Annotated in this window: 17 protein-coding genes; 6 read left to right on the top strand and 11 right to left on the bottom strand. The window is 55.3% G+C overall.

What is annotated here, in order from left to right; all coding sequences use genetic code 11:
- Positions 1-20: 20 nt before the first annotated feature.
- From A6R74_RS03040 to A6R74_RS02990, 11 genes are all read right to left on the bottom strand, one after another.
- Positions 21-722, bottom strand: a complete 702-nt coding sequence (locus A6R74_RS03040; RefSeq protein ID WP_064232983.1) for an electron transport complex subunit E — start codon at positions 720-722, stop codon at positions 21-23.
- Positions 719-1,390 (bottom strand): electron transport complex subunit RsxG, encoded by a 672-nt coding sequence (gene rsxG / locus A6R74_RS03035; protein WP_064232982.1) that lies wholly within the window; start codon positions 1,388-1,390, stop codon positions 719-721. Before rsxG ends, A6R74_RS03040 begins: the two co-directional genes overlap by 4 nt.
- Entirely contained in the window at positions 1,387-2,436 is a 1,050-nt protein-coding gene (locus tag A6R74_RS03030; RefSeq protein ID WP_064232981.1) for an RnfABCDGE type electron transport complex subunit D, read from the bottom strand. The genes rsxG and A6R74_RS03030 overlap by 4 nt, the downstream gene beginning before the upstream one ends.
- Positions 2,433-4,094, bottom strand: a complete 1,662-nt coding sequence (gene rsxC, locus A6R74_RS03025; protein WP_064232980.1) for an electron transport complex subunit RsxC — start codon at positions 4,092-4,094, stop codon at positions 2,433-2,435. Before rsxC ends, A6R74_RS03030 begins: the two co-directional genes overlap by 4 nt.
- Positions 4,078-4,689: an electron transport complex subunit RsxB gene (gene rsxB, locus A6R74_RS03020; protein WP_064232979.1), complete on the bottom strand. Its 612-nt coding sequence runs from the start codon at positions 4,687-4,689 to the stop codon at positions 4,078-4,080. Before rsxB ends, rsxC begins: the two co-directional genes overlap by 17 nt.
- Before the next feature lie 5 nt (positions 4,690-4,694).
- Entirely contained in the window at positions 4,695-5,276 is a 582-nt protein-coding gene (gene rsxA / locus A6R74_RS03015) for an electron transport complex subunit RsxA (RefSeq protein WP_064232978.1), read from the bottom strand.
- The gene (locus tag A6R74_RS03010) at positions 5,273-6,874 is read right to left on the bottom strand and encodes a sensor domain-containing diguanylate cyclase (protein ID WP_064232977.1); all 1,602 of its coding nucleotides are present in this window, start codon (positions 6,872-6,874) and stop codon (positions 5,273-5,275) included. Before A6R74_RS03010 ends, rsxA begins: the two co-directional genes overlap by 4 nt.
- Before the next feature lie 99 nt (positions 6,875-6,973).
- Positions 6,974-9,010: a methionine--tRNA ligase gene (gene metG / locus A6R74_RS03005; protein WP_064232976.1), complete on the bottom strand. Its 2,037-nt coding sequence runs from the start codon at positions 9,008-9,010 to the stop codon at positions 6,974-6,976.
- 105 nt (positions 9,011-9,115) lie between these two features.
- Positions 9,116-9,397 (bottom strand): hypothetical protein, encoded by a 282-nt coding sequence (locus tag A6R74_RS03000; RefSeq protein WP_064232975.1) that lies wholly within the window; start codon positions 9,395-9,397, stop codon positions 9,116-9,118.
- A gap of 127 nt (positions 9,398-9,524) precedes the next feature.
- Entirely contained in the window at positions 9,525-10,706 is a 1,182-nt protein-coding gene (locus A6R74_RS02995) for a 1-acyl-sn-glycerol-3-phosphate acyltransferase (RefSeq protein WP_064232974.1), read from the bottom strand.
- Between the two features lie 111 nt (positions 10,707-10,817).
- On the bottom strand, positions 10,818-11,747 hold the full coding sequence (locus tag A6R74_RS02990) for a recombination-associated protein RdgC (RefSeq protein WP_064232973.1): 930 nt from the start codon (positions 11,745-11,747) through the stop codon (positions 10,818-10,820).
- A gap of 143 nt (positions 11,748-11,890) precedes the next feature.
- Here A6R74_RS02990 and A6R74_RS02985 point away from each other — a divergent pair, with 143 nt between their 5' ends.
- The 6 genes from A6R74_RS02985 to cmk all read left to right on the top strand — a co-directional run bounded on the left by A6R74_RS02985 (position 11,891) and on the right by cmk (position 20,397).
- Entirely contained in the window at positions 11,891-12,340 is a 450-nt protein-coding gene (locus A6R74_RS02985; protein ID WP_064232972.1) for an acyl-CoA thioesterase, read from the top strand.
- A gap of 152 nt (positions 12,341-12,492) precedes the next feature.
- The gene (gene gyrA / locus A6R74_RS02980; RefSeq protein ID WP_064232971.1) at positions 12,493-15,249 is read left to right on the top strand and encodes a DNA gyrase subunit A; all 2,757 of its coding nucleotides are present in this window, start codon (positions 12,493-12,495) and stop codon (positions 15,247-15,249) included.
- On the top strand, positions 15,233-16,336 hold the full coding sequence (gene serC, locus A6R74_RS02975) for a 3-phosphoserine/phosphohydroxythreonine transaminase (protein WP_064232970.1): 1,104 nt from the start codon (positions 15,233-15,235) through the stop codon (positions 16,334-16,336). The genes gyrA and serC overlap by 17 nt, the downstream gene beginning before the upstream one ends.
- Before the next feature lie 5 nt (positions 16,337-16,341).
- Positions 16,342-17,433, top strand: a complete 1,092-nt coding sequence (pheA, locus tag A6R74_RS02970; RefSeq protein ID WP_035579064.1) for a prephenate dehydratase — start codon at positions 16,342-16,344, stop codon at positions 17,431-17,433.
- Positions 17,434-17,438: 5 nt separating this feature from the next.
- Entirely contained in the window at positions 17,439-19,709 is a 2,271-nt protein-coding gene (locus tag A6R74_RS02965; protein WP_064232969.1) for a bifunctional prephenate dehydrogenase/3-phosphoshikimate 1-carboxyvinyltransferase, read from the top strand.
- Positions 19,702-20,397 carry a (d)CMP kinase gene (gene cmk, locus A6R74_RS02960; RefSeq protein WP_064232968.1) on the top strand — a complete coding sequence of 232 codons (696 nt, stop codon included), beginning with the start codon at positions 19,702-19,704 and terminating at the stop codon, positions 20,395-20,397. Before A6R74_RS02965 ends, cmk begins: the two co-directional genes overlap by 8 nt.
- Positions 20,398-20,456 lie beyond the last annotated feature (59 nt).

The following is a 20,456-nucleotide window of genomic DNA, read 5'->3' as shown; positions in this document are numbered from 1 at the left end:
TTAACGGCTATTTATATTGGCTATTTAATCGTTCCGGTGACCCGCACGCGGCGATCGGTGCGCGGTTTAGCAACTGCTGGTCGGGCACGGGCCGCGCTGCGTTGGTCGATGACATTTTTCAGGGCGATTAACATACCCGCCACAAAAAACGCCCCCGGCGGCAGCACGAAAAACAGGAACTGGTAGTCGTCGGCAATGGTGAGTTGCCAATGGGCCGCACCGGGCCCAAACAGTAGTGCCATATCACTAAATAGTGTGCCCTGGCCGAGTAGTTCGCGTAGCGCGCCAAGCACGACCAGTACCGCACCAAAACCAAGCCCCATCATAAAGCCGTCTATGGCCGCTGGAAGCACCGGCTGGCGAGAGGCAAAGGCATCGGCACGGCCCAGGATGGCGCAGTTGGTGACGATCAGTGGAATAAAAATTCCCAATACCTGGTAGAGCGGGTAGGCGTAGGCGGCCATCAGCAGCTCGGCGCAGGTAACAAAGGCGGCAATCACCATCACAAACGCGGGCAGGCGCACGGCACTGGGCACCTGGTGACGAATCAGCGAAATCGCCGTGCTGGCGCCCACCATAACCAGCAGCGTGGCCAGCGCCAGCCCCAGCGCGTTGACGACGCTGCCGCTGACTGCCAGCAGTGGGCATAGCCCCAGCAATTGAACCAGTGCGGGGTTGTTTGACCAAAGGCCGCTGCGGGCGAGTTCGCGCCACTGACTCATAAGGCGGGCTCCTCAAATGACATTGGTAGTGGTGTATCGGCGGCGTATTGAAGCGCTTTATGCACCGCGTTCACCACGGCCCTGGGGGTAATCGTCGCACCGGTAAAGGCATCAAACTGACCGCCGTCTTTAGCCACTGCCCAGCCGCCCTGCGGTAAGCTATCTAATCCCAGACCGTTAAAGTTAGTGATCCAGTCGCTGCGGCTGCGCTCAATATCATCGCCCAGGCCGGGGGTTTCGTGGTGCTGGGTAACGCGCACGCCGGTAATACGCTGCTGCTCATCAATGCCTACCAGTAGGCGGATTTCGCCGTTATAGCCCTGCCGCGTGATGACCGGCAAAATCACTGCGCTGCTCTTGTTACTGTTCTCGTTACTGCTCTTGTTAATAGTCTCGCTATCACTCACCCACCAGCCTTGGCTATCGTTCGGAAGACCCAGCGCTTCTGAATTGGGAAGCGTAAAGGTGCTTTCCAGCACTTGGGTAACGGGCGTATTCGCCAGCGACTGGGGCAGCACTTCTTGAAGCTGGCGGTGCTGGTAAGCCAACTGATGCGTCTCTATGCGTTCGGCGGTCAGCGCGCGGGTAAGCGCGACACTGCCCGCGGTGACCAGCGCAAAGGCTCCCAGCGCAAAGGCGCCGCGCTGCATGGCCTGGAAGAGAGTCATAGTCGCTCTCCTGGCTTTCCTGATGTGGCTTTTGGCTGACCGGTGGGGCGCGGTACGCTATACAGGTCGAGTAGCGGCACGCACAGGTTCATTAACAGCACCGCAAAGGCCACCGCATCGGGGTAGCCGCCAAAGGTGCGGATAGTGATCAACAGCGCGCCAATGCCCACGCCATAGAGTAGCTTACCGCGTCGACTGGTGGCGGCGGAAACCGGATCGGTGGCAATAAAAAAAGCCCCAAATAGTGTTGCCCCGGTAAGCAGGTGAAATAGCGGCGAGGCAAAGTGGCTGGGGTCGCTGAGGTAAAACAGCGTGGCAAGTACCACCAAACTTCCCACCATCGCCACCGGTATATGCCAGCTAATAATCCGCTTCGCCAGCAACAATACGCCACCCGCTAACCACGCAAGGCCCACCCATCGCCAGGCATTCAGAGTGCCTTCCGACAGAGGGCTGGTCGCCCAGAACTCGCTGGCAAGCACCGCGTCACCTTTGTGTTTAAAGGCATCAAGCGGCGTGGCACCGCTCAAACTATCCAACTGGGCGGTCGGCAGCGTTCCTGCGATTTGCGCCCATAGGCCATCCGGTATGAGTTCTTGGGGCGGTGCCCATAGCGTCATATAGGTAGGAAAAGACACCAGCAGCAGCGTATAGCCCACCATGGCGGGGTTAAACGGGTTATGACCCAAGCCGCCGTATAGCTGCTTGGCGACCACGATGGCCGCGACCATACCCACGCCGATAAGCCACCAGGGGCTGGCAGGGGGCAGTGACGCGCCCAGTAAAACACCGGTAAGTAGGGCGCTTGAGTCATTCAACGTTACGCAAATGGGCCGCCTGCGTAGGCGCAGCACGGCGGCTTCAAGGGCGACTCCAAATGCCGCGGCCAGTAGCACATTGCTGATGACACCGAGGCCAAAGAAGTAGCTCATGGTGGCGATACCAGGCAGCGTCGCAATGATCACCCAGCGCATTAGGCTCGCTGTTGGCGGCACGTTAGTTGCCTTCGCGGCATCGTTAACGCCAGCGGCGTGCATCATGCTCATGGTGACTCCTCACTAGACTGCTCTTCACGCGCCTGGGCAAGTTGTAACTCGGCTGCCTTTAAGTTCTCTTGGGCGGTGGCAAGCTGCATTTCTAAATCATCCAGGGATTGTTTGGGATCTTCCTGGGCCACCCGCGCCAGGGTCTTTTCCGCTTTCTTGACCGATGCTTTGGCGGCGGCATGGGCGATCCGCAGGCCGCGTAAATCGACCTTGTCGCTGCTGGTGCTGGGTGTGACCGTGTTAGAGGGGCGACGTTGTTGCGCCTGCCGGGCTTGCTTGCGTGCCTGTTTCTCAGCCTCTTCCCGAGCGAGCCGCGCTTGGCGGAACTCAAAGCGGTGTTTGGCGTGTTCGGCTTTTGTAGCTTCAATCCGCTGCAGGCGTATCCGGCTTTTGGCTTCGCGGTAATCCACAACCAGCGGGATATGGCTGGGGCACACATAGCTGCAGGCGCCGCACTCAATGCAGTCAAACAGGTGATAGCGCTCCAGCTTGGTATCATCTTGAGCGCGGGCGTACCAATGCAGTTGCTGTGGCAACAGCGCCACAGGGCAAACGTTTTCGCACTCTCCGCAGCGTATGCAGGGCGCTTCTGCCGGGGGAGGCGGTAGCTCATCAAGGGTGGCGGCGATCAAGCAGTTAGTCAGTTTGGTAACCGGCGTATCCAGCGTTAGCAGCGACTTGCCCATCATGGGGCCGCCCTGAATCACTTGGTTTAGCGCCGAGTGATTCACTCCCGCTTCCTCAAGCAGTTCCATAACCGAAGTGCCCAGGCGTACCCAGCGGTTGCCGGGCTGGGCAATCGCTTCCCCAGTGAGCGTGACGATTCTTGAAACCAGCGGCTGGCCATCGCGCACCGCATGTCGTATCGCCAGCAGGGTGCCGGGGTTATGGCACAGTACCCCCACATCCGCGGGTAGCCCGCCACTGGGTACATTGAGATCCAGCAGTTTTTTAATTAGCTGGCGCTCGCCGCCGCTGGGGTAGCGGGTGGGGATGACTGTTAGCTCGACCGGCACTGGTTGACTATCAGCCAGGGCTTGCTGCAGCGCTTCAATGGCCTCGGGTTTGTTGTCTTCAATGCCAATAACGATATGCTGCGCGTCGCACAGTTTGGCGATGATCTGCGCGCCTTCGATTACCTCGCCAGGGTAGTGGCGTAACGTAAGGTCATCGGCGGTGATATAGGGTTCGCACTCGGCGGCGTTGATCACCAAGGTGTCTATCGCATGCCGTTCGACCACCCGCGCTTTGATATGGCTGGGAAACCCCGCTCCGCCTAAGCCGACAATGCCACTTTCGTTTAAACGCTCAAGCAACTCTTGGCGCCCGGCACTGCGCCAGTCGAGGCTAGGCAGCCGGAACCACTCATCTAGCCCATCGCCCTCAATGGTGATTTGGGCTGTGGTGACCTCGGTGACTGTGCCGCTGATGCTGGCGTGCAGGTTGCTGGAGATCATGCCTTCACGATTGGCAATCACACTGCCGACTTTTACGCTATCTCCCCGTGCCACACAGGGCGTGGCGGGTTGCCCGCTGTGCTGTTGTAGTGGCAGCGTCACCCAGCTGGGCAGCGGCGCTTCAATCAGCGTTGCCTGGCTAGAGCGCTGTTTCCGTTCAGGAGGATAAATGCCACCAGGAAAGTCATAGGCGCTCGGCATGAAGTCCCCCTGGGGCAGGTTGGCGGTCGCTGACAATTAATTCCGGTGAAGGCGTTACGATCGGCTGCCACTGGGTGAGCGGTGCTGAGCGAGGCAGCATATCAATACAGTCGACGGGGCAAGGGTCAAGACAAAGATCGCAGCCGGTGCATTCGTCTTCAATCACGGTGTGCATCAATTTAGCCGCGCCGATAATCGCATCCACCGGGCAGGCCTGGATGCATTTGGTGCAGCCAATGCACTCCTCTTCGCGAATAAACGCTACCTTGGCTTCGCTCTGGGCGTCGCCGTCAAGTGGCTCAGCTTCGCGACCGAGAAGATCGGCAAGGGCGTGAATGGTCGCTTCGCCGCCCGGTGGGCATTTGTTCAGCGCATCGCCCTGATTGATTGCTTCAGCGTAAGGGCGGCAGCCAGGGTAGCCGCACTGGCCGCACTGGGTTTGTGGCAGTAGCGCATCAATCTGCTCAACTAATGGATTATCTTCGCGTTTGAAGCGCTCGCTAACCACGCCTAACAGCGCTCCGAAAATAATCCCCAGTCCGGTAAGCACTCCCACCGTACTGAGAATGCCCCACCACGAAAAGGTGTCACTCATGGCGGTTACCCCTGTACTAGCCCAGAAAAACCCAGAAACGCCAATGACATTAGACTGGCGGTGACCATGGCAATGGCAGCACCCTGGAAGGGTTTGGGGATATCCGCTCCCGCTAGCCGTTCCCGCATTGCCGCGAATAGCACCAAGATAAGCGAGAAGCCCAGCGCCGCCCCTAACCCGTAGAGGGTGGTATGAAAAAAGCTTAATTCACGATTTAGCGACAGTAGCGCGACGCCCAACACTGCGCAGTTGGTGGTGATCAGCGGTAGAAATATTCCCAGCACTTGATGCAGCAGCGGACTTAGTTGGCGCACCATGATTTCGGTAAACTGCACCACGGCGGCGATCACCACAATAAAGCTGATGGTGCGCAGGTAGGTAATATCCAGCGGCAAAAGCAGGCCGTGATACACCACAAAGCTCGCTGCAGATGCCAGGGTCAGCACAAAGGTGGTGGCCAGGGACATGCCCATGGCCGACTCCAGTTTATTGGAGACGCCCATAAAGGGGCACAGGCCCAGAAACTGCACCAGCACGAAGTTATTGACCAGCGCAGTGCTGATCAAAATGATAAATAGCTCACTCATGGCGTCGTATTGTGCGAAGAAAATGGGCTATTGGCTAGCAACGGCTTATAAATCTTGGCGCAGTGCCGGCCTGCTGCTTTAGCTGCATAAAGTGCTTGATCAGCGGCCGACATTAATCCGCTGGGCGTCAAGGCGCCTTCTATATTCAACTGGCTAATGCCAATGCTAACGGTGACATATGAAGCCACGGGTGACGTTTGGTGGGGATGTCTTAATTGGTCTATGGCATAACTAAGTGCTTGGCTTTTATCCATCGCCTGGGCGGCGCAAGTAGCAGGCAGCATGGCACTGAATTCTTCACCGCCTGTGCGCGCTATAAAAAAGCCATGGACGGTGGCGACGTCATGCATCGTTTGCGCTATCCGTTGCAAACACACATCCCCTTCAGGGTGCCCATAATGATCGTTAAACAGTTTGAAATGATCAATATCAATCATCATGACAGAGAGGGGCTGCCCAGTAGATAGGGCCATACTGACCACCTCTTTTAGGCGCTGATCGAATAAACGGCGGTTGGGTAAGTTGGTCAAAGGGTCGTGGGTAGAAAGCACGATTAGCTCGGCATTGAGTTGCTGTTGGCGCTTAAGCTGCTTTTGAAAGGCGCGCGCGAGTATTCCGATTTCATCACCACGTTGCAATAATCTTTGTGACCCTCCCTCAAAGTCATCACTGGTTTGCTGGGTGAAACGGGTTAAAACTTTAAGCGGCTTAAGGATTATTCGCTCTAAAAGCAGCAGTACTAGGCCGATCACCAACAGCATTAAGCAGGCGGTCCACAGCAGTACGTAACGGAAGGTCTCTAAACTGGCCAAATAACTGGTGCGATTAAGCTGAGTACCTAACGCTAACTGCTCATTGAGTGGGTAGGTAGCTAAATAGCGCAAAGCCACAATGGTATTACCACTGATGGTAATAGCAATATCGTTATCCTCACTGCTATCAACCATCGAAAGCGTCGTGGGTAGCCCTGTATAATCTTCTATTAAAGCAAGCCACGCATCATCCATGGGTCGCACTTTAAACAGCCAGCCCTGAGGCGGGCCGCTTTCGTCGGTACGAAAAATAGGATTGGAGGCCACCATTAGCGGTGGTGACCCTGCATACAGGTCGCTTTTTCCTTGTTTTGGATCTTCTTTAATAGACACCTGCATAGTCCGAATCAACCCTGCCATCCAACGGCATTCGCGCTCTGCGCTATAGCAGGTGTGGTATTGACCGGTAGCGGGATTAATGCCCGCTAAAAAATGCACATCTCCCTCCGCGTTGAAAAAAGCCATTAACTGGTAGCGCATCTCTTCAAACATTTGCTGACTAAAATTGGTATCGGTATAGCCAGGATAGCTACCTTGGACAAATTCGTACGTATCGTCCCAAATTGCCCAGTCGCGTACTTGGGCCAATAAGTTTTGCTGGCTGATCTGCAGAGTGCGTTCAATTTTTTTCAGCTCTTGTGTGACTACCGCACGCTCTTCTTTATGCAACGCCGGAAATATTACCCACTTGCTCAATACAACTAATGAAATAAGCGCGAGGAGTAAAACGCCACCCAAGGCAGCTAGAAAACGAAAGCGCAGAGATCGGGAGTAGCGTTGAACCATAAGGTGTGCCTGAGCAAAGCGAGCGAAATGACGACAAAAATAAAAAACAAAAGGGGCAAAGGTAGTTAGCCTCTGCCCCTCATTAGCGACATAGGTTGATTACGTTACCCGTTGGCCCGGTTCTGCACCCGTGTCTGGGGAAAGCAAATAGATGCCATCTTCATTGGCAGAGGCTAACACCATGCCTTCCGATACGCCAAAGCGCATTTTGCGAGGAGCCAGGTTGGCGACCATCACCGTTAAGCGGCCTTCCAGGGCTTCCGGTGCATAGGCGGAGCGAATGCCGGAGAACACATTGCGGGTTTCACCGCCCAGGTCGAGGGTCAACTGTAATAGTTTGTCGGCGCCTTCTACGTACTCGGCTTTGGCGATGCGTGCAATGCGCAGATCAACTTTGGCGAAGGCGGCAAAATCGATTTCTTCGGCGATAGGATCTTCCGCTAGTGGGCCTTTCGGTGCCTCTTTGAGTTTTTGCTCTTCCACGAGATCTTCCTTCGACGCTTCAATCATGGCATCGATCTTGTCGCGTTCAACACGGGTCATCAGCGGCTTAAATTTGTTGATCGAGTGCTCGGTGAGTACGCTTTGACGAGTGTGCCAGTCCAGCGACTCAACGTTAAGAAACTCCCGCGCTTGCTCAGCCATCGCAGGTACCACGGGGGCTAGATAGACCATCAGTTGGCGGAACAGGTTAATACCGACCGAGCATATGTCTAAGACTTCAGCATCACGGCCATCCTGCTTGGCCAGTGCCCAGGGCTCTTTGTCAGCAATATAGGTGTTGGCTTCGTCTGCCAGCTCCATAATTTTGCGCATTGCCCGGCTAAATTCGCGGGCTTCAAAGTCGTCGGCGATATCGTCACCGGCGGCAATAAAACGCGCCACCATCTGAGGCTCCGAGCAGTGGCTTGACAGAGTTCCACCGCCTAGCTTTTTAACAAACCCGGCGCAGCGGCTGGCAATATTGACCACTTTGCCGACCAAGTCAGCGTTTACCCGCGCGGCAAAGTCTTCCAAATTCAGATCCAGGTCATCGACCTTGGAAGTGAGCTTAGCGGCAAAATAGTAGCGCAAGTATTCTGGGTTAAGGTGATCGGCGTAGGTGGCGGCTTTAATAAAGGTGCCGCGGGATTTCGACATCTTGGCGCCGTCTACCGTCAGGAAGCCATGGCAGTTGACCGCGGTGGGTGTACGCAGGTCAGCGCCATGCAGCATGGCGGGCCAGAACAGTGCATGGAAGTAGACGATGTCCTTGCCGATAAAGTGATATACCTCGGCATCGGAGTCTTTGTTCCAGTAGCTGTCGAAGTCGATGCCTTCCCGGTCGCATAGATTCTTGAAACTGGCCAGATAGCCAATCGGCGCATCTAGCCAGACATAGAAGTACTTGCCGGGAGCGTCGGGAATTTCGAAGCCGAAATAAGGCGCATCGCGGGAAATATCCCACTCGTTAAAGCCGGACTCAAACCACTCCATCAGTTTATTACGGATTTGCGGCTGAACATGGCCGTCGTCAATCCAGCCCTGCAAGAAGTCGGCAAAGTCGGGCAGCTTAAAGAAGTAATGGGTCGAGGTGCGCACTTCGGGGGTGGCGCCGGAAATTGCTGAGACCGGGTTGATCAAGTCGGCGGGGGTATAGGTGGCGCCGCACTTTTCACAGTTGTCGCCATACTGGTCATCGGCGCCGCACTTGGGGCAGGTACCTTTTATAAAGCGATCTGCCAGAAATAGACCTTTTTGCGGGTCGAACATCTGCTCAATATCGCGGGTGGCGATATGGCCTTTGTCGCGCAGGCGCTTATAAATCATTTCGCTGAAGTGGCGGTTTTCAGCGGAGTGGGTGGAGTGGTAATTGTCGAACCCAACGCCGAAACGCGAAAAATCTGTTTGGTGGTCGTTGGAAACCCGCTCAATGAGCGCCTCAGAGGTAATACCTTCCTGCTCGGCACGCAGCATAATTGCGGTGCCATGGGCGTCATCGGCACATACGTAGTAGCACTGCTGGCCACGGCTTTTCTGGAAACGCACCCAGATATCAGTCTGGATATACTCAAGCAAGTGACCGAGGTGAATAGCTCCGTTGGCATAAGGGAGCGCGCTAGTCACCAAAATGTTGCGCGTGGCGGTAGTAGACATGGTGAAGATTAATTCCGAGTGAATAGGGGTGCCGGGCAGGCAGTAGCAAAAAAAACACGGCGAAGCTTCAAAAGACTTCGCCGCTGACGCGGTTGGCGATACTGACTAGTAGAGTGCTTGCTCTTCTTGAACGACTTCGCGTAGTAGTTCTAAAAAAAGTTTATCAGCCTCAGAGTGCTCGGCCGGGTCTTCCGGGATATGCACACTGGTGGTATCGGAAATTTCGTTGGCAATTCGCGCCATCGCTGCTGGGCTATTACCTTCGGTTAACTGCTGTCTGGCAACCGCCAGCGATTGCTCAAGGATTTTAGGGTCTTGCAGCAGTTTGCGAATAAAATCACGTAGCTCATTGATGACACGTGTTTTCTGAATTTCTGAACCGGACATGGGAACCTCCTCAGGGTCGCAATTGACGACAGCGCCAAGCGAAACCAATCAATGCGTTGACCATAGCATTTTTTCCGCTAACGGGCATGAGTTGCACGGCGTTAAAACGTTAAATTAAAGCGCGGGTTCACAGCGTCAATCGACCGGCCTTGTGCTTAACGGGGTTTGCGTACTGAGCAAGCCAATAGGGGCGTAACGGTTCCGGGACTGCGGCAAGCCGGGCATTAAAGCGCTCTCTGTCTTGGCGTGTGATCGACTTGCGCGCTACCAGTTCAGGTGATTCGCCCAGCGCTTCTAAGGCTAAATAGTGGCTGGGGAACAGGCGATAGCCGCCAATCACCTGGCGATCAATCTCAGCCGCGACTTCGTCGGGGGTCGCCATATCAGACCCTACCGGCGTGCCAAAATGCAGCCGCACACGGCCTTTAGAGCCGGTAATGCCCGCCACAATCGAACGAATATCCTCAAACTCACTTTTGGCATAGCTGCCTAGGGTGTCGATATCGTGTAGTTCCTGGGCTTTTTGTACATCGCAGGGGTCATATTCGTAGCTAATCGATACCGGTACCAGTTTCAGTTCCGCGATGGCCTCGCCAAACACCATGTCACGCTCGGCGTTACGCCTGGCCATGGTCAGCATCTTAATAATGGCAGGCTCTGTGCGGTCAATACCATTCTTGGCACGCCCTTCGCGCTGGGCCATCCAGATAGAGTGCTGGTCTTCGGTAATGGTGTGGCGAATGTAGGCCGATAGCTGTTGGTACGCGGCGAGCATCGCGCGCTTACCCCGAGCGCTGCGGGGCACAATAAAGCTTTTATTAAGCCGCATTAGGTCGGTGACGTAAGGCTTTTTGAGCAGATTGTCACCGATAGCGATACGTACAGTGTCACGGTTTGCCTGATACAGCGCATAGTTGACAAAGGCAGGATCCAGCGAGATATCGCGGTGATTGCCAATAAAGAGATAGGCGCCGTCGGGGTCGAGTTTGTCCAGGCCAGTGACTTCAAAGGCGTCTGTGGTGGTGCGAATCATGCGCTCCATATAATGGGCAATGCGCATTTGAAACTCGTAAACCGACGAGACACCTTTAACTTCACGGCGCACGGCACGGCTGGCAAACACACGCGCTAGCGAGGGCGCCCAGCGTGCCATACGCGGAAGCCGAAAGCGGGTCAGCGCATCCAGCAGCTCGTTGTCCCTTGAGAGCCTGGCCAGTACATCGGCCACTTCATGATCCATAAAGGGCCGAATATCGGCCCACGGGTCTGTCTCGATAGCGGCGGTGGTAGCGTTATTGTGATCAGTCATGCGAACCGTTGGATGATAAACCATGTGTGATTAGGACATGTGTGATTAGGACATGTGTGATTAGAAATAGGTATCGATTAATGGCATCGAGGCGAGCATATATAGAACCACTTACTGGGCAGCGGGTTCCCGTTGCGTCTCGCCGCCGAGCCACTCTATCAAGCGCGGAATATCCGTTGATAGCGCCTGGGCCATTAAAATAAAGTCTGTTTCCAAGCGAGCAAGCGCATCATCGCCGTCGTCAGCATGGTCGGCTTCTTCAATCAAGGCATCGCCAAAGCGTAACGATTTCAGCGCCAAATCATCGTGTAACAAAAAGCTTAAGCGACCTTCCAGGCTAATAGCGAGTTTACTGGCTTGGCGGCCGCTCTCTAGCAGTTGCTGAATTTCATCGCTGTCTAAATCGACCTGGCGAGCACGCAGCACGCCATCATCACCTTTGGCTTTAAGCTCAACCTGATCACCCAGCTGCAGATCGGCAGGCCGGCTAGCCGTGTCGCCGAGCCAGGTGGTCATGGCGCGGATAGGTAGCGTTTGTGAGCTCAGTGGGGTGACTTTTAAGCTTCCCAGGGTTTCGCGCAGCAAATCCAGGATGTCTTCGGCGCGGGTGCGCGAACTGGCGTTGATGCCGATCATCTGGCCGCGAGTATCCCACCACAGATCAATTTTCTGGCTGCGCACGAAAGCACGGGGTAATAAATTCTCGGTGACCTGCTCTTTTAGTGCGGTTTTTTCTTTGCGGGTGACTTTGCGGCCTTCGCTGGCCTCAATGTCGGCCACCTGCTCATCGACTTCTTCTTTGACCACAGAAGCCGGTAGCAGACGCTCCTGGCGCAGAGCAGAAAGCAGTCGGTGCCCTTGGATTTCATGAACGAGCTGACCGCCGCCGAGACGTCCTGCGGGTGCCGTCCAGCCCAAGCGCCGTGCATCGGCGTTGCCGAGTGGTTTAGCGGAGTGCTCGTCTAAAGCGCTGGCGAGCGCATCGCTGGATAATTCGGGCGCGTCGTGCAGGCGGTATAAATGCAAGTGCTTAAACCACATGGAGCCAATCCTGTTCAAAAGGTGGCACATTATGGCGAAAGCGGGGCCTTCCTGCCAGCGGCTGCCACTAATCGTCTCTGTTGCACGCGTTTGAAACTTATGTTTGATTGGGTTGTTAGCTAATTTACAGAGAGGGAGTTGTTATGACTGCATCACTTTCACGAGTGCAATTACGTGTTCGCGGTTTTCACTTAGATGGTTACGGCCATGTTAATAACGCCCGCTACCTTGAATTTATGGAGGAAGGGCGCTGGGATTTCTTTGATCAGCACCCTGCGATGATCAAACAGCTCCATCAAGCTGGGCGGGCGTTTGTGGTCGTCAATTTGAATATTGACTATTTGGCGGCGGCGGGTCACGGCGACGACCTGGAGATTATGACCGGGATCGTCGATATAGGTCAGCGCAGTGGTGTGTGTCACCACCGTATTGTTCGTAAAAACGGTGGGCGTAGAGATGGCACCGTTATCGCGCGTGCGGATTTAACCTTCGTATTGCTTGATATGCGCGCCAATAAGGCCGCCGCAATCGAGGGGGAAGTGCGTGAGGCGTTAGCCGGGTTAACCGTGACGAAAGAGGCATTTAGCCCCTGAATGGCTTTGCTGAGCTCCCTGGCTGCCCTTGCTGCTTTTGCGGTGGTATGATGGTTGAGTATTTGCGCGCCGTTCTATGCTAATTTCAGGGCGGTGTTTTTAAGCGCTTTCAACTCTCGCAGTGCCAATGCAGTGCAAAGGATCTGACTTTCATGGGTGACATCGCCAGAGAAATCTTGCCCGTCAATATTGAAGACGAGCTCAAACAGTCGTACCTCGACTATGCGATGAGCGTCATTATCGGCCGCGCGCTTCCAGATGTGCGGGATGGCCTTAAGCCGGTTCACCGGCGTGTGCTGTTTGCCATGCATGAACTGGGTAATGATTGGAATAAACCGTACAAGAAGTCGGCGCGTGTCGTCGGCGATGTCATCGGTAAATACCATCCGCACGGTGATAGCGCGGTATACGACACCATCGTACGTATGGCACAGCACTTTTCGATGCGCCATGTGCTGGTCGACGGCCAGGGTAACTTCGGTTCTATTGATGGGGATAACGCGGCGGCCATGCGTTACACCGAGGTGCGCATGTCGCGCCTCGCCCACGAGCTGCTCGCTGACCTGGAAAAAGATACCGTCGATTGGGTGGATAACTACGACGGCACCGAGCGTATTCCCGCCGTATTGCCTACCAAAGTGCCCAACCTGCTGATTAACGGCTCGTCGGGTATCGCGGTGGGTATGGCGACCAATATTCCTCCCCACAATATGCGTGAGGTGATTGACGGCTGCTTGGCGTTGATCGACGACTACACGCTGACCGTGGATGATTTGATGGAGTACATCCCCGGCCCAGACTTCCCAACCGGCGCGATTATTAATGGTCGCGCGGGTATTTTGTCGGCGTATCGCACCGGCCGTGGGCGTATTTATGTGCGCGCATGCCACACCATCGAGCACCACGACAAAACCGGTCGCGATCACATTATCATCACCGAGTTGCCGTATCAGGTGAACAAAGCGCGGTTGATTGAGAAAATTGCCGAGCTGGTGAAAGAGAAGAAGATTGAAGGCATCGCCGAACTGCGTGACGAGTCGGATAAAGATGGTCTGCGCGTGGTGATTGAGATCAAGCGCGGTGAGTCCGGCGAAGTCGTGGTCAACAACCTGTTTGCCCAGACGCAGCTGCAAAACGTCTTCGGTATTAATATGGTGGCGCTGGAAAACGGTCAGCCACGCACCCTTAATCTTAAAGAGATGCTGGAAGCCTTTATTCGCCACAGGCGCGAAGTGGTGACCCGGCGTACGCTGTATGAGCTGAAAAAAGCCCGCGAGCGTGGCCATCTGTTGGAAGGCTTGGCCGTTGCTATCTCCAATATCGACCAAGTGATTGAGCTGATCAAAGCCTCGCCCAATGCGGCAGAAGCACGTGAAAAGCTGCTCGCCAAAACCTGGCAGCCCGGCCAAGTGACCGCCATGTTAGAGCGGGCCGGTGCAACATCTTGCAAACCAGAAGAGTTGGAAGAGGGCTTTGGTTTAAATGCCGCGGCTACTTCTTATCGGCTTTCGCCTGCCCAGGCTCAAGCGATTCTTGAGCTACGCCTTCACCGCTTGACAGGCCTAGAAACCGAGAAGCTACTCGATGAATACTTAAATATTCTTGAGAAAATTGCTGAGCTCACCGAGATTCTGGCTTCAGCCGATCGTTTGATGGAAGTGATTCGTGAAGAGCTGCACGCGGTGCGTGATCAGTTTGGCGATGAGCGTCGTACGGAAATTCAGGCCAGCCACCTGGATCTTTCGATGGAAGATTTGATCGCTGAGGAAGATATGGTGGTCACCGTGTCTCGTTCTGGCTATGCCAAGACGCAGCCGCTGTCAGACTATCAAGCCCAGCGCCGTGGTGGCCGCGGTAAGTCAGCTACCGCAATGAAAGACGAAGATGTGATTGAACACCTGTTGGTGGCTTCTACCCACGACACCGTGCTGCTGTTCTCTAACCGCGGCAAAGTGTACTGGTTAAAAGTCTACGAAATGCCCAACGCCAGCCGCGGTTCTCGCGGTAAGCCCTTGGTTAATATGCTGCCCTTGGAAGAAGGTGAAGCGGTTAACGCCATCTTGCCGGTGCGCGACTACAACCCCGATAACTACATCTTCTTTGCTACGGCCAAAGGCACCGTCAAGCGCACTAGCCTTGAGCAGTTCTCGCGCCCGCGTAGTGTTGGCTTGATTGCGATTGACCTGGAAGAGGGAGACCGCTTGGTCGGCGCTGCGATTACCACGGGCAACGATCACGCCATGCTGTTGTCGTCCAACGGTAAGGCGATCCGCTTTGAAGAGAGCAATGCCCGCGCGATGGGCCGAACCGCCCGCGGCGTGCGTGGTATGCGTTTGGCTGGCGATGCGGAAGTGATTAGCCTGATTATTCCCAAGAGTCAGCAAATCGACGCCGAAGCAGATGCCGAAGTGGAAATACAGGACGGCGCCCAAGAGGGTATTGCGGCCGGAACCGTTGATGGCCAGATCTACATTATGACTGCCAGTGAAAATGGTTACGGCAAGCGCACGCGTCTGGAAGAATTCCCGCTGCGTGGCCGTGGTGGCCAGGGTGTTATCGCCATGCAAACCAGCGAGCGTAACGGTTCGCTGGTGGCAGCGATGCAGGTGTATGACAGCGACGAGATGATGCTGATCACTGACCGAGGAACGCTGGTGCGTACCCGCGTTGAGGAGGTCTCGACCACCTCGCGTAATACCCAGGGCGTGATGCTGATTCGTCTTGGCAAAGAAGAGAAGCTGGTCAAGACGGTTCGCGTTGACGAGCCCGAGGAGAGCGATGAGCTCACCGGTATTGAAGGAACCGGTCTTGAAGAAGGTAGCCCTGAAGAGGGCAGTCTTGAGGACGCCCAGTCAAGTGAATCATCCGATGACGGACAGGAAGCGGGGACTGATGACACGTCACTATAATTTCTGCGCGGGGCCAGCGGCCCTGCCAGTCGCCGTGCTGGAGCGCGCCCGTGAAGAGTTGTTGGACTACCATGGGCGCGGGCTTTCCGTGATGGAAATGAGCCACCGCAGCGATGAATTTATCGCCATTGCCGAGCGCGCTGAAGCTGATTTCCGTCAGCTTCTAGGCGTGCCGGATAACTATAAGGTGCTGTTTTTGCAGGGCGGCGCCAGTATGCAATTTGCCATGCTGCCGATGAACCTGCTGGGGCGGGGCGGTAGCGGCAACTTTATCCAAACCGGCATCTGGGGCAAGAAGGCGTTCAACGAAGCCAGGCACCTGGGTTTCGATTGCCATGTGGTGGCCAGCAGTGAACCCAACGGTCATGCGGCGGTGCCGGCGCTTGATGCGCTGCAGGTAAGCGCAGATGCAGCCTATTTGCACTACACCTCCAACGAGACGATTGGTGGTTTGGAGTTTGACTATACGCCCCACGTAAAACGGGCTGATGGCGCTAATGTGCCGTTGGTGTGCGATATGTCGTCGAATATCCTCTCCGGGCCCATCGACGTTAGCGAGTTTGGGGTGATTTATGCCGGGGCACAGAAAAATATTGGTCCCGCCGGTTTAACGCTGGTGGTCGTGCGTGACGACCTGCTAGGCAAAGCCCAGGCCAATATTCCTTCGCTGTTTGATTATCGACAGCTGGCAGATGCGGGTTCGATGGTCAATACGCCGCCTACTTACGCCTGGTATTTGGCCGGTCTGGTCTTCCAGTGGCTGAAAGACGATATCGGTGGGCTGGTGGCGATGGATGCTATTAATCAGCGTAAAGCCGATAAACTCTATGCAGCGATTGATGACAGCGAGTTGTATAGCAACCCGATTGCCAAACATAACCGGTCGCGGATGAACGTGCCTTTTGTCTTAGCCGATGCGGCCCTGGATAAGGCGTTCTTACAACAAGCCGATGCGGCGGGCCTGCTTAACTTAAAAGGCCATCGCAGCGTGGGCGGTATGCGTGCCAGCTTATACAACGCGGTGCCTGAGTCTGCGGTAGATGCCTTGATTGCATTTATGGCTGATTTTGAGAAAACAAGAGGCTAACCATTATGTCCGACACGTCGATCAACCTGGACGAACTGCGCCAGCGTATCGATCAGCTTGATAGCGATATTCTGAACCTGATTAGCGAGCGCGCTAGCTGCGCCCAGCAGGTGGCGCATGTGAAACTGGCTGAAGATAAAGACGCGGTATTTTATCGGCCAGAGCGAGAAGCCCAAGTGCTTCGGCGCATTATGGCGTTAAATAAAGGCCCGCTTGATTCAGAAGAGATGGCGCGCCTGTTCCGCGAAATCATGTCGGCGTGTTTGGCGCTTGAGCAGCCGGTTAAAGTTGCCTATTTGGGCCCTGAGGGCACCTTTACCCAGCAGGCGGCGCTCAAGCATTTTGGTGAAAGCGCGGTTAGCCTGCCCATGGCAGCCATTGACGAGGTGTTTCGTGAAGTCGAGGCGGGCGCCGTGCACTATGGCGTCGTGCCGGTGGAGAACTCCACTGAAGGGGTGGTCAATCACACCCTGGATACCTTTATGGACTCCTCCATTAAAATCTGTGGAGAGGTAGTGCTGCGTATCCACCATCACTTGCTGGTCAGTGAAAACACCCGCCGCGACAAAGTCTCGCGTATCTATTCGCACCCGCAGTCTTTTGCCCAGTGCCGTAAATGGTTGGATGCGCATTTTCCTCATGCTGAGCGCGTGCCGGTTTCATCTAACGCTGAAGCGGCGAAACTGGTCAAAACCGAGTGGCATAGCGCCGCGATTGCGGGTGATATGGCGGCCAAACTCTATGGTTTGGAGCATATCGCTGAAAAAATTGAAGACAGCCCAGATAACTCCACGCGGTTTTTGATTATTGGTAATCAGGATGTGCCCATGGCCGGGGAAGATAAAACCTCGATCGTGGTTGCTATGCGTAACCAGCCGGGTACCTTGCACGCATTGCTTGAGCCGTTTCATCGTCACCAGATCGATTTAACCCGCCTTGAAACACGCCCTTCCCGCACTGGGGTGTGGAACTACGTGTTTTTTATTGATTTTAAAGGCCATCGCGATGAACCAAAGGTTGCGGCAGTGCTTGAAGAGGTGCAACTGCGGGCGGCAGATCTACGCGTGCTGGGTTCCTACCCCATAGGCGTGCTGTGACGGTAATGGTCGGCAATACATCAGGTTGTCATGAATCGCGTCTATTGATTGTTGGCTTGGGTTTAATTGGTGGTTCGCTCGCAGCAGCGCTGCGCAATGCAGGCTTTCAGGGGCACATTGTCGCCTGCGACCCTGATGAGGGTGAGATCGCTCGCGGTATTGAAATGGGGTTGATCGATTCAGGCGGCGCCTACCTTGCCGAGCAAATCAATGATGCCACCATGGTGGTGCTGGCGGTGCCGGTGCTGGCTATGGAGAGCGTGATGGCAGGCTTGGCCGACGTGCTGCATAGGGCGTCAGCTGACGTGGTCATTACCGATGTCGGTAGCACCAAAGCGACTATCCGTGCCTGCGCGCAGCGAGTATTTGGCCAAGTGCCCATTAATATGGTGCTGGGGCACCCCATTGCCGGTTCGGAAAAAAGCGGTGTGGCAGCGGCGAATCCGAATCTCTATGTAGACCATAAGGTGATTCTGACACCTGAGCTGAACGTCGATAGTGATGCTTTGCAGCGGGTGCGCAGCCTTTGGAGTGCTTGCGGCGCCGATGTGCTAGAAATGGACGTTGAACGCCATGACCAAGTGCTGGCGCGCACCAGCCATTTACCTCACTTACTGGCTTTTTCGCTGGTGGACACTCTGGCGCGTCAAGATGAGCGGCTCGATATCTTTCGCTACGCCGCTGGCGGCTTTCGCGACTTCACCCGTATTGCGGGTAGCGACCCGGTGATGTGGCGGGATATTTTTATTGCCAATAAGCAGGCCGTTTTAGCCTCCCTGGATGATTTTGAAGCGGGGCTTTCGCGCTTGCGTCATGCGGTAGAAACCGGTGACAGCGATGCGCTGATTGCCACCTTTGATCGGGCCAGCCATGCCCGGCACTATTTCGATTCCTTATTGAACAAAACTAGTTATCAGGCGGAATATTATATGCAACCACAAGGTAAGGTCACCTACCGTGTGCAGCCGGGCGGTCAAGCACAGGGGCGTTTGCGCGTTCCAGGCGATAAATCCATGTCTCACCGCTCTATTATGCTGGGTGCGTTGGCGGAAGGCGTTACTGAAGTAAAAGGCTTTCTGGAAGGCGAAGACAGTCTGGCAACCCTGCAGGCATTTCGTGAAATGGGCGTGGCGATTGAGGGGCCGCATCAAGGTAAGGTCACTATTCACGGTGTGGGTATGCATGGCTTAAAAGCCCCCTCTGGACCGCTCTACGTGGGTAACTCGGGCACTGCTATGCGGCTGTTTTCTGGCCTGCTCGCAGGTCAGGCGTTTGACAGTGAGCTGACGGGCGATGAGTCACTGACCAAGCGCCCTATGGGCCGCGTGGCTGACCCGCTGCGACTGATGGGAGCAACGATTGAAACCGCTGAAGGCGGACGTCCGCCGCTTAAAATTCACGGCGGTGCCGCCCTTAAAGGCGTCGAGTATGATATGCCCATGGCCAGTGCCCAGGTGAAATCCTGCCTGCTGCTGGCGGGGCTCTACGCCGAAGGTGAAACGCGTGTGCGCGAGCCTGCTCCTACCCGTGACCATACCGAGCGCATGCTGAATGGCTTTGGCTATGCGGTTTCACGGGAAGGCGATACCTGCTGGCTTCAGGGAGGCGGTAAGCTAACCGCGGGGCCGATTGATGTGCCCTCGGATATTTCCTCGGCGACCTTCTTCCTGGTGGCTGCCGCGATTACCCCGGGCTCAGATATCACCCTTGAGCACGTGGGCATTAACCCAACCCGGATTGGCGTGATTAATATTCTAACCCTGATGGGCGCTGATTTGAGGCTAGAGAACCAGCGGGAAGTTGGCGGGGAGCCGGTGGCAGATATCCGCATTCGTTACGTACCGCTCAAAGGGATTGATATTCCTGTTGATCAAGTGCCTCTCGCCATCGATGAATTTCCCGCGCTGTTTATCGCCGCCGCTAATGCCGAAGGCATAACACGGCTGCGAGGTGCAGAAGAGCTGCGCGTCAAAGAGTCTGATCGCCTTCAAGCGATGGCTGATGGTTTGGCTATTTTAGGTGTGCAGCACACCACAGTAGAAGATGGCATCGATATTGTTGGTAATGGCGATGCACAAAAAGCGAGCTATGGCGGCGGTCGAGTCGATAGTTTAGGTGATCACCGTATTGCCATGGCGTTCGCTATTGCTTCGCTACGCGCTAGTGAGGAGATTTTGATTGATGATTGCGCTAACGTAGCAACTTCTTTCCCTGATTTCGTTGAGTTAGCCACGCGAATTGGTATGGGCGTTAGCGTGGAGGGCGCGCATGACTGATCACGCAGCTATACCGGTGCTCACTATTGATGGCCCAGGTGGTGCGGGTAAAGGCACGATCAGTGGCTTGGTGGCAGAGCGGTTAGGCTGGCATTTGTTGGATAGCGGGGCGCTTTATCGTCTAACGGCTCAAGCTGCAGTTAAGCACAACATCGCGGTTGATGATGAGTTGGGCTTGGCCCGCTTAGCCAAGCAGTTAGATGTGGCGTTTCCGGTAGAGGGTGGTCTGCCTCGCACGCTGCTTGAAGGTGACGATGTTGGCCAAACAATTCGCACTGAGCAAGCCGGCGAACGTGCTTCCCAAGTGGCAGCACTGCCTGCGGTTCGCCAAGCCCTGCTACAGCGACAGCGCGATTTCTGCCAAGCCCCCGGGCTGGTCGCTGATGGGCGTGATATGGGTACTGTAGTGTTTCCCGACGCCCCGCTGAAGATTTTTTTAACTGCCAGTGCCGACGAACGTGCGCGTCGACGCTATCTGCAGTTGCAGGAAGCCGGGGTGGATGCTAGTCTTTCGAGTCTTTTAAAGGAGATTCAGGCACGCGATGCACGCGACACGCAACGCAGTGTGGCTCCTCTCAAGCCGGCAGATGATGCCATTACGCTTGATACCACGCGCCTGAGCATACCGGAAGTGGTTGATCGACTGACCGAACTGCTCGCCCAAAGAGGGCTTGTAAGCGGCGTGTGATTCTCCCTTGCGGCGTTTTTGGATAGGTGTCACGACGTGGCAGGGCACTAAACTCACAT

This window comes from Halomonas sp. ALS9, assembly GCF_001651035.1.
Taxonomy (GTDB): domain Bacteria; phylum Pseudomonadota; class Gammaproteobacteria; order Pseudomonadales; family Halomonadaceae; genus Vreelandella.
The sequence above is the reverse complement of the archived record's forward strand: the minus strand, read 5'-3'. Positions and strand labels throughout refer to the sequence as shown.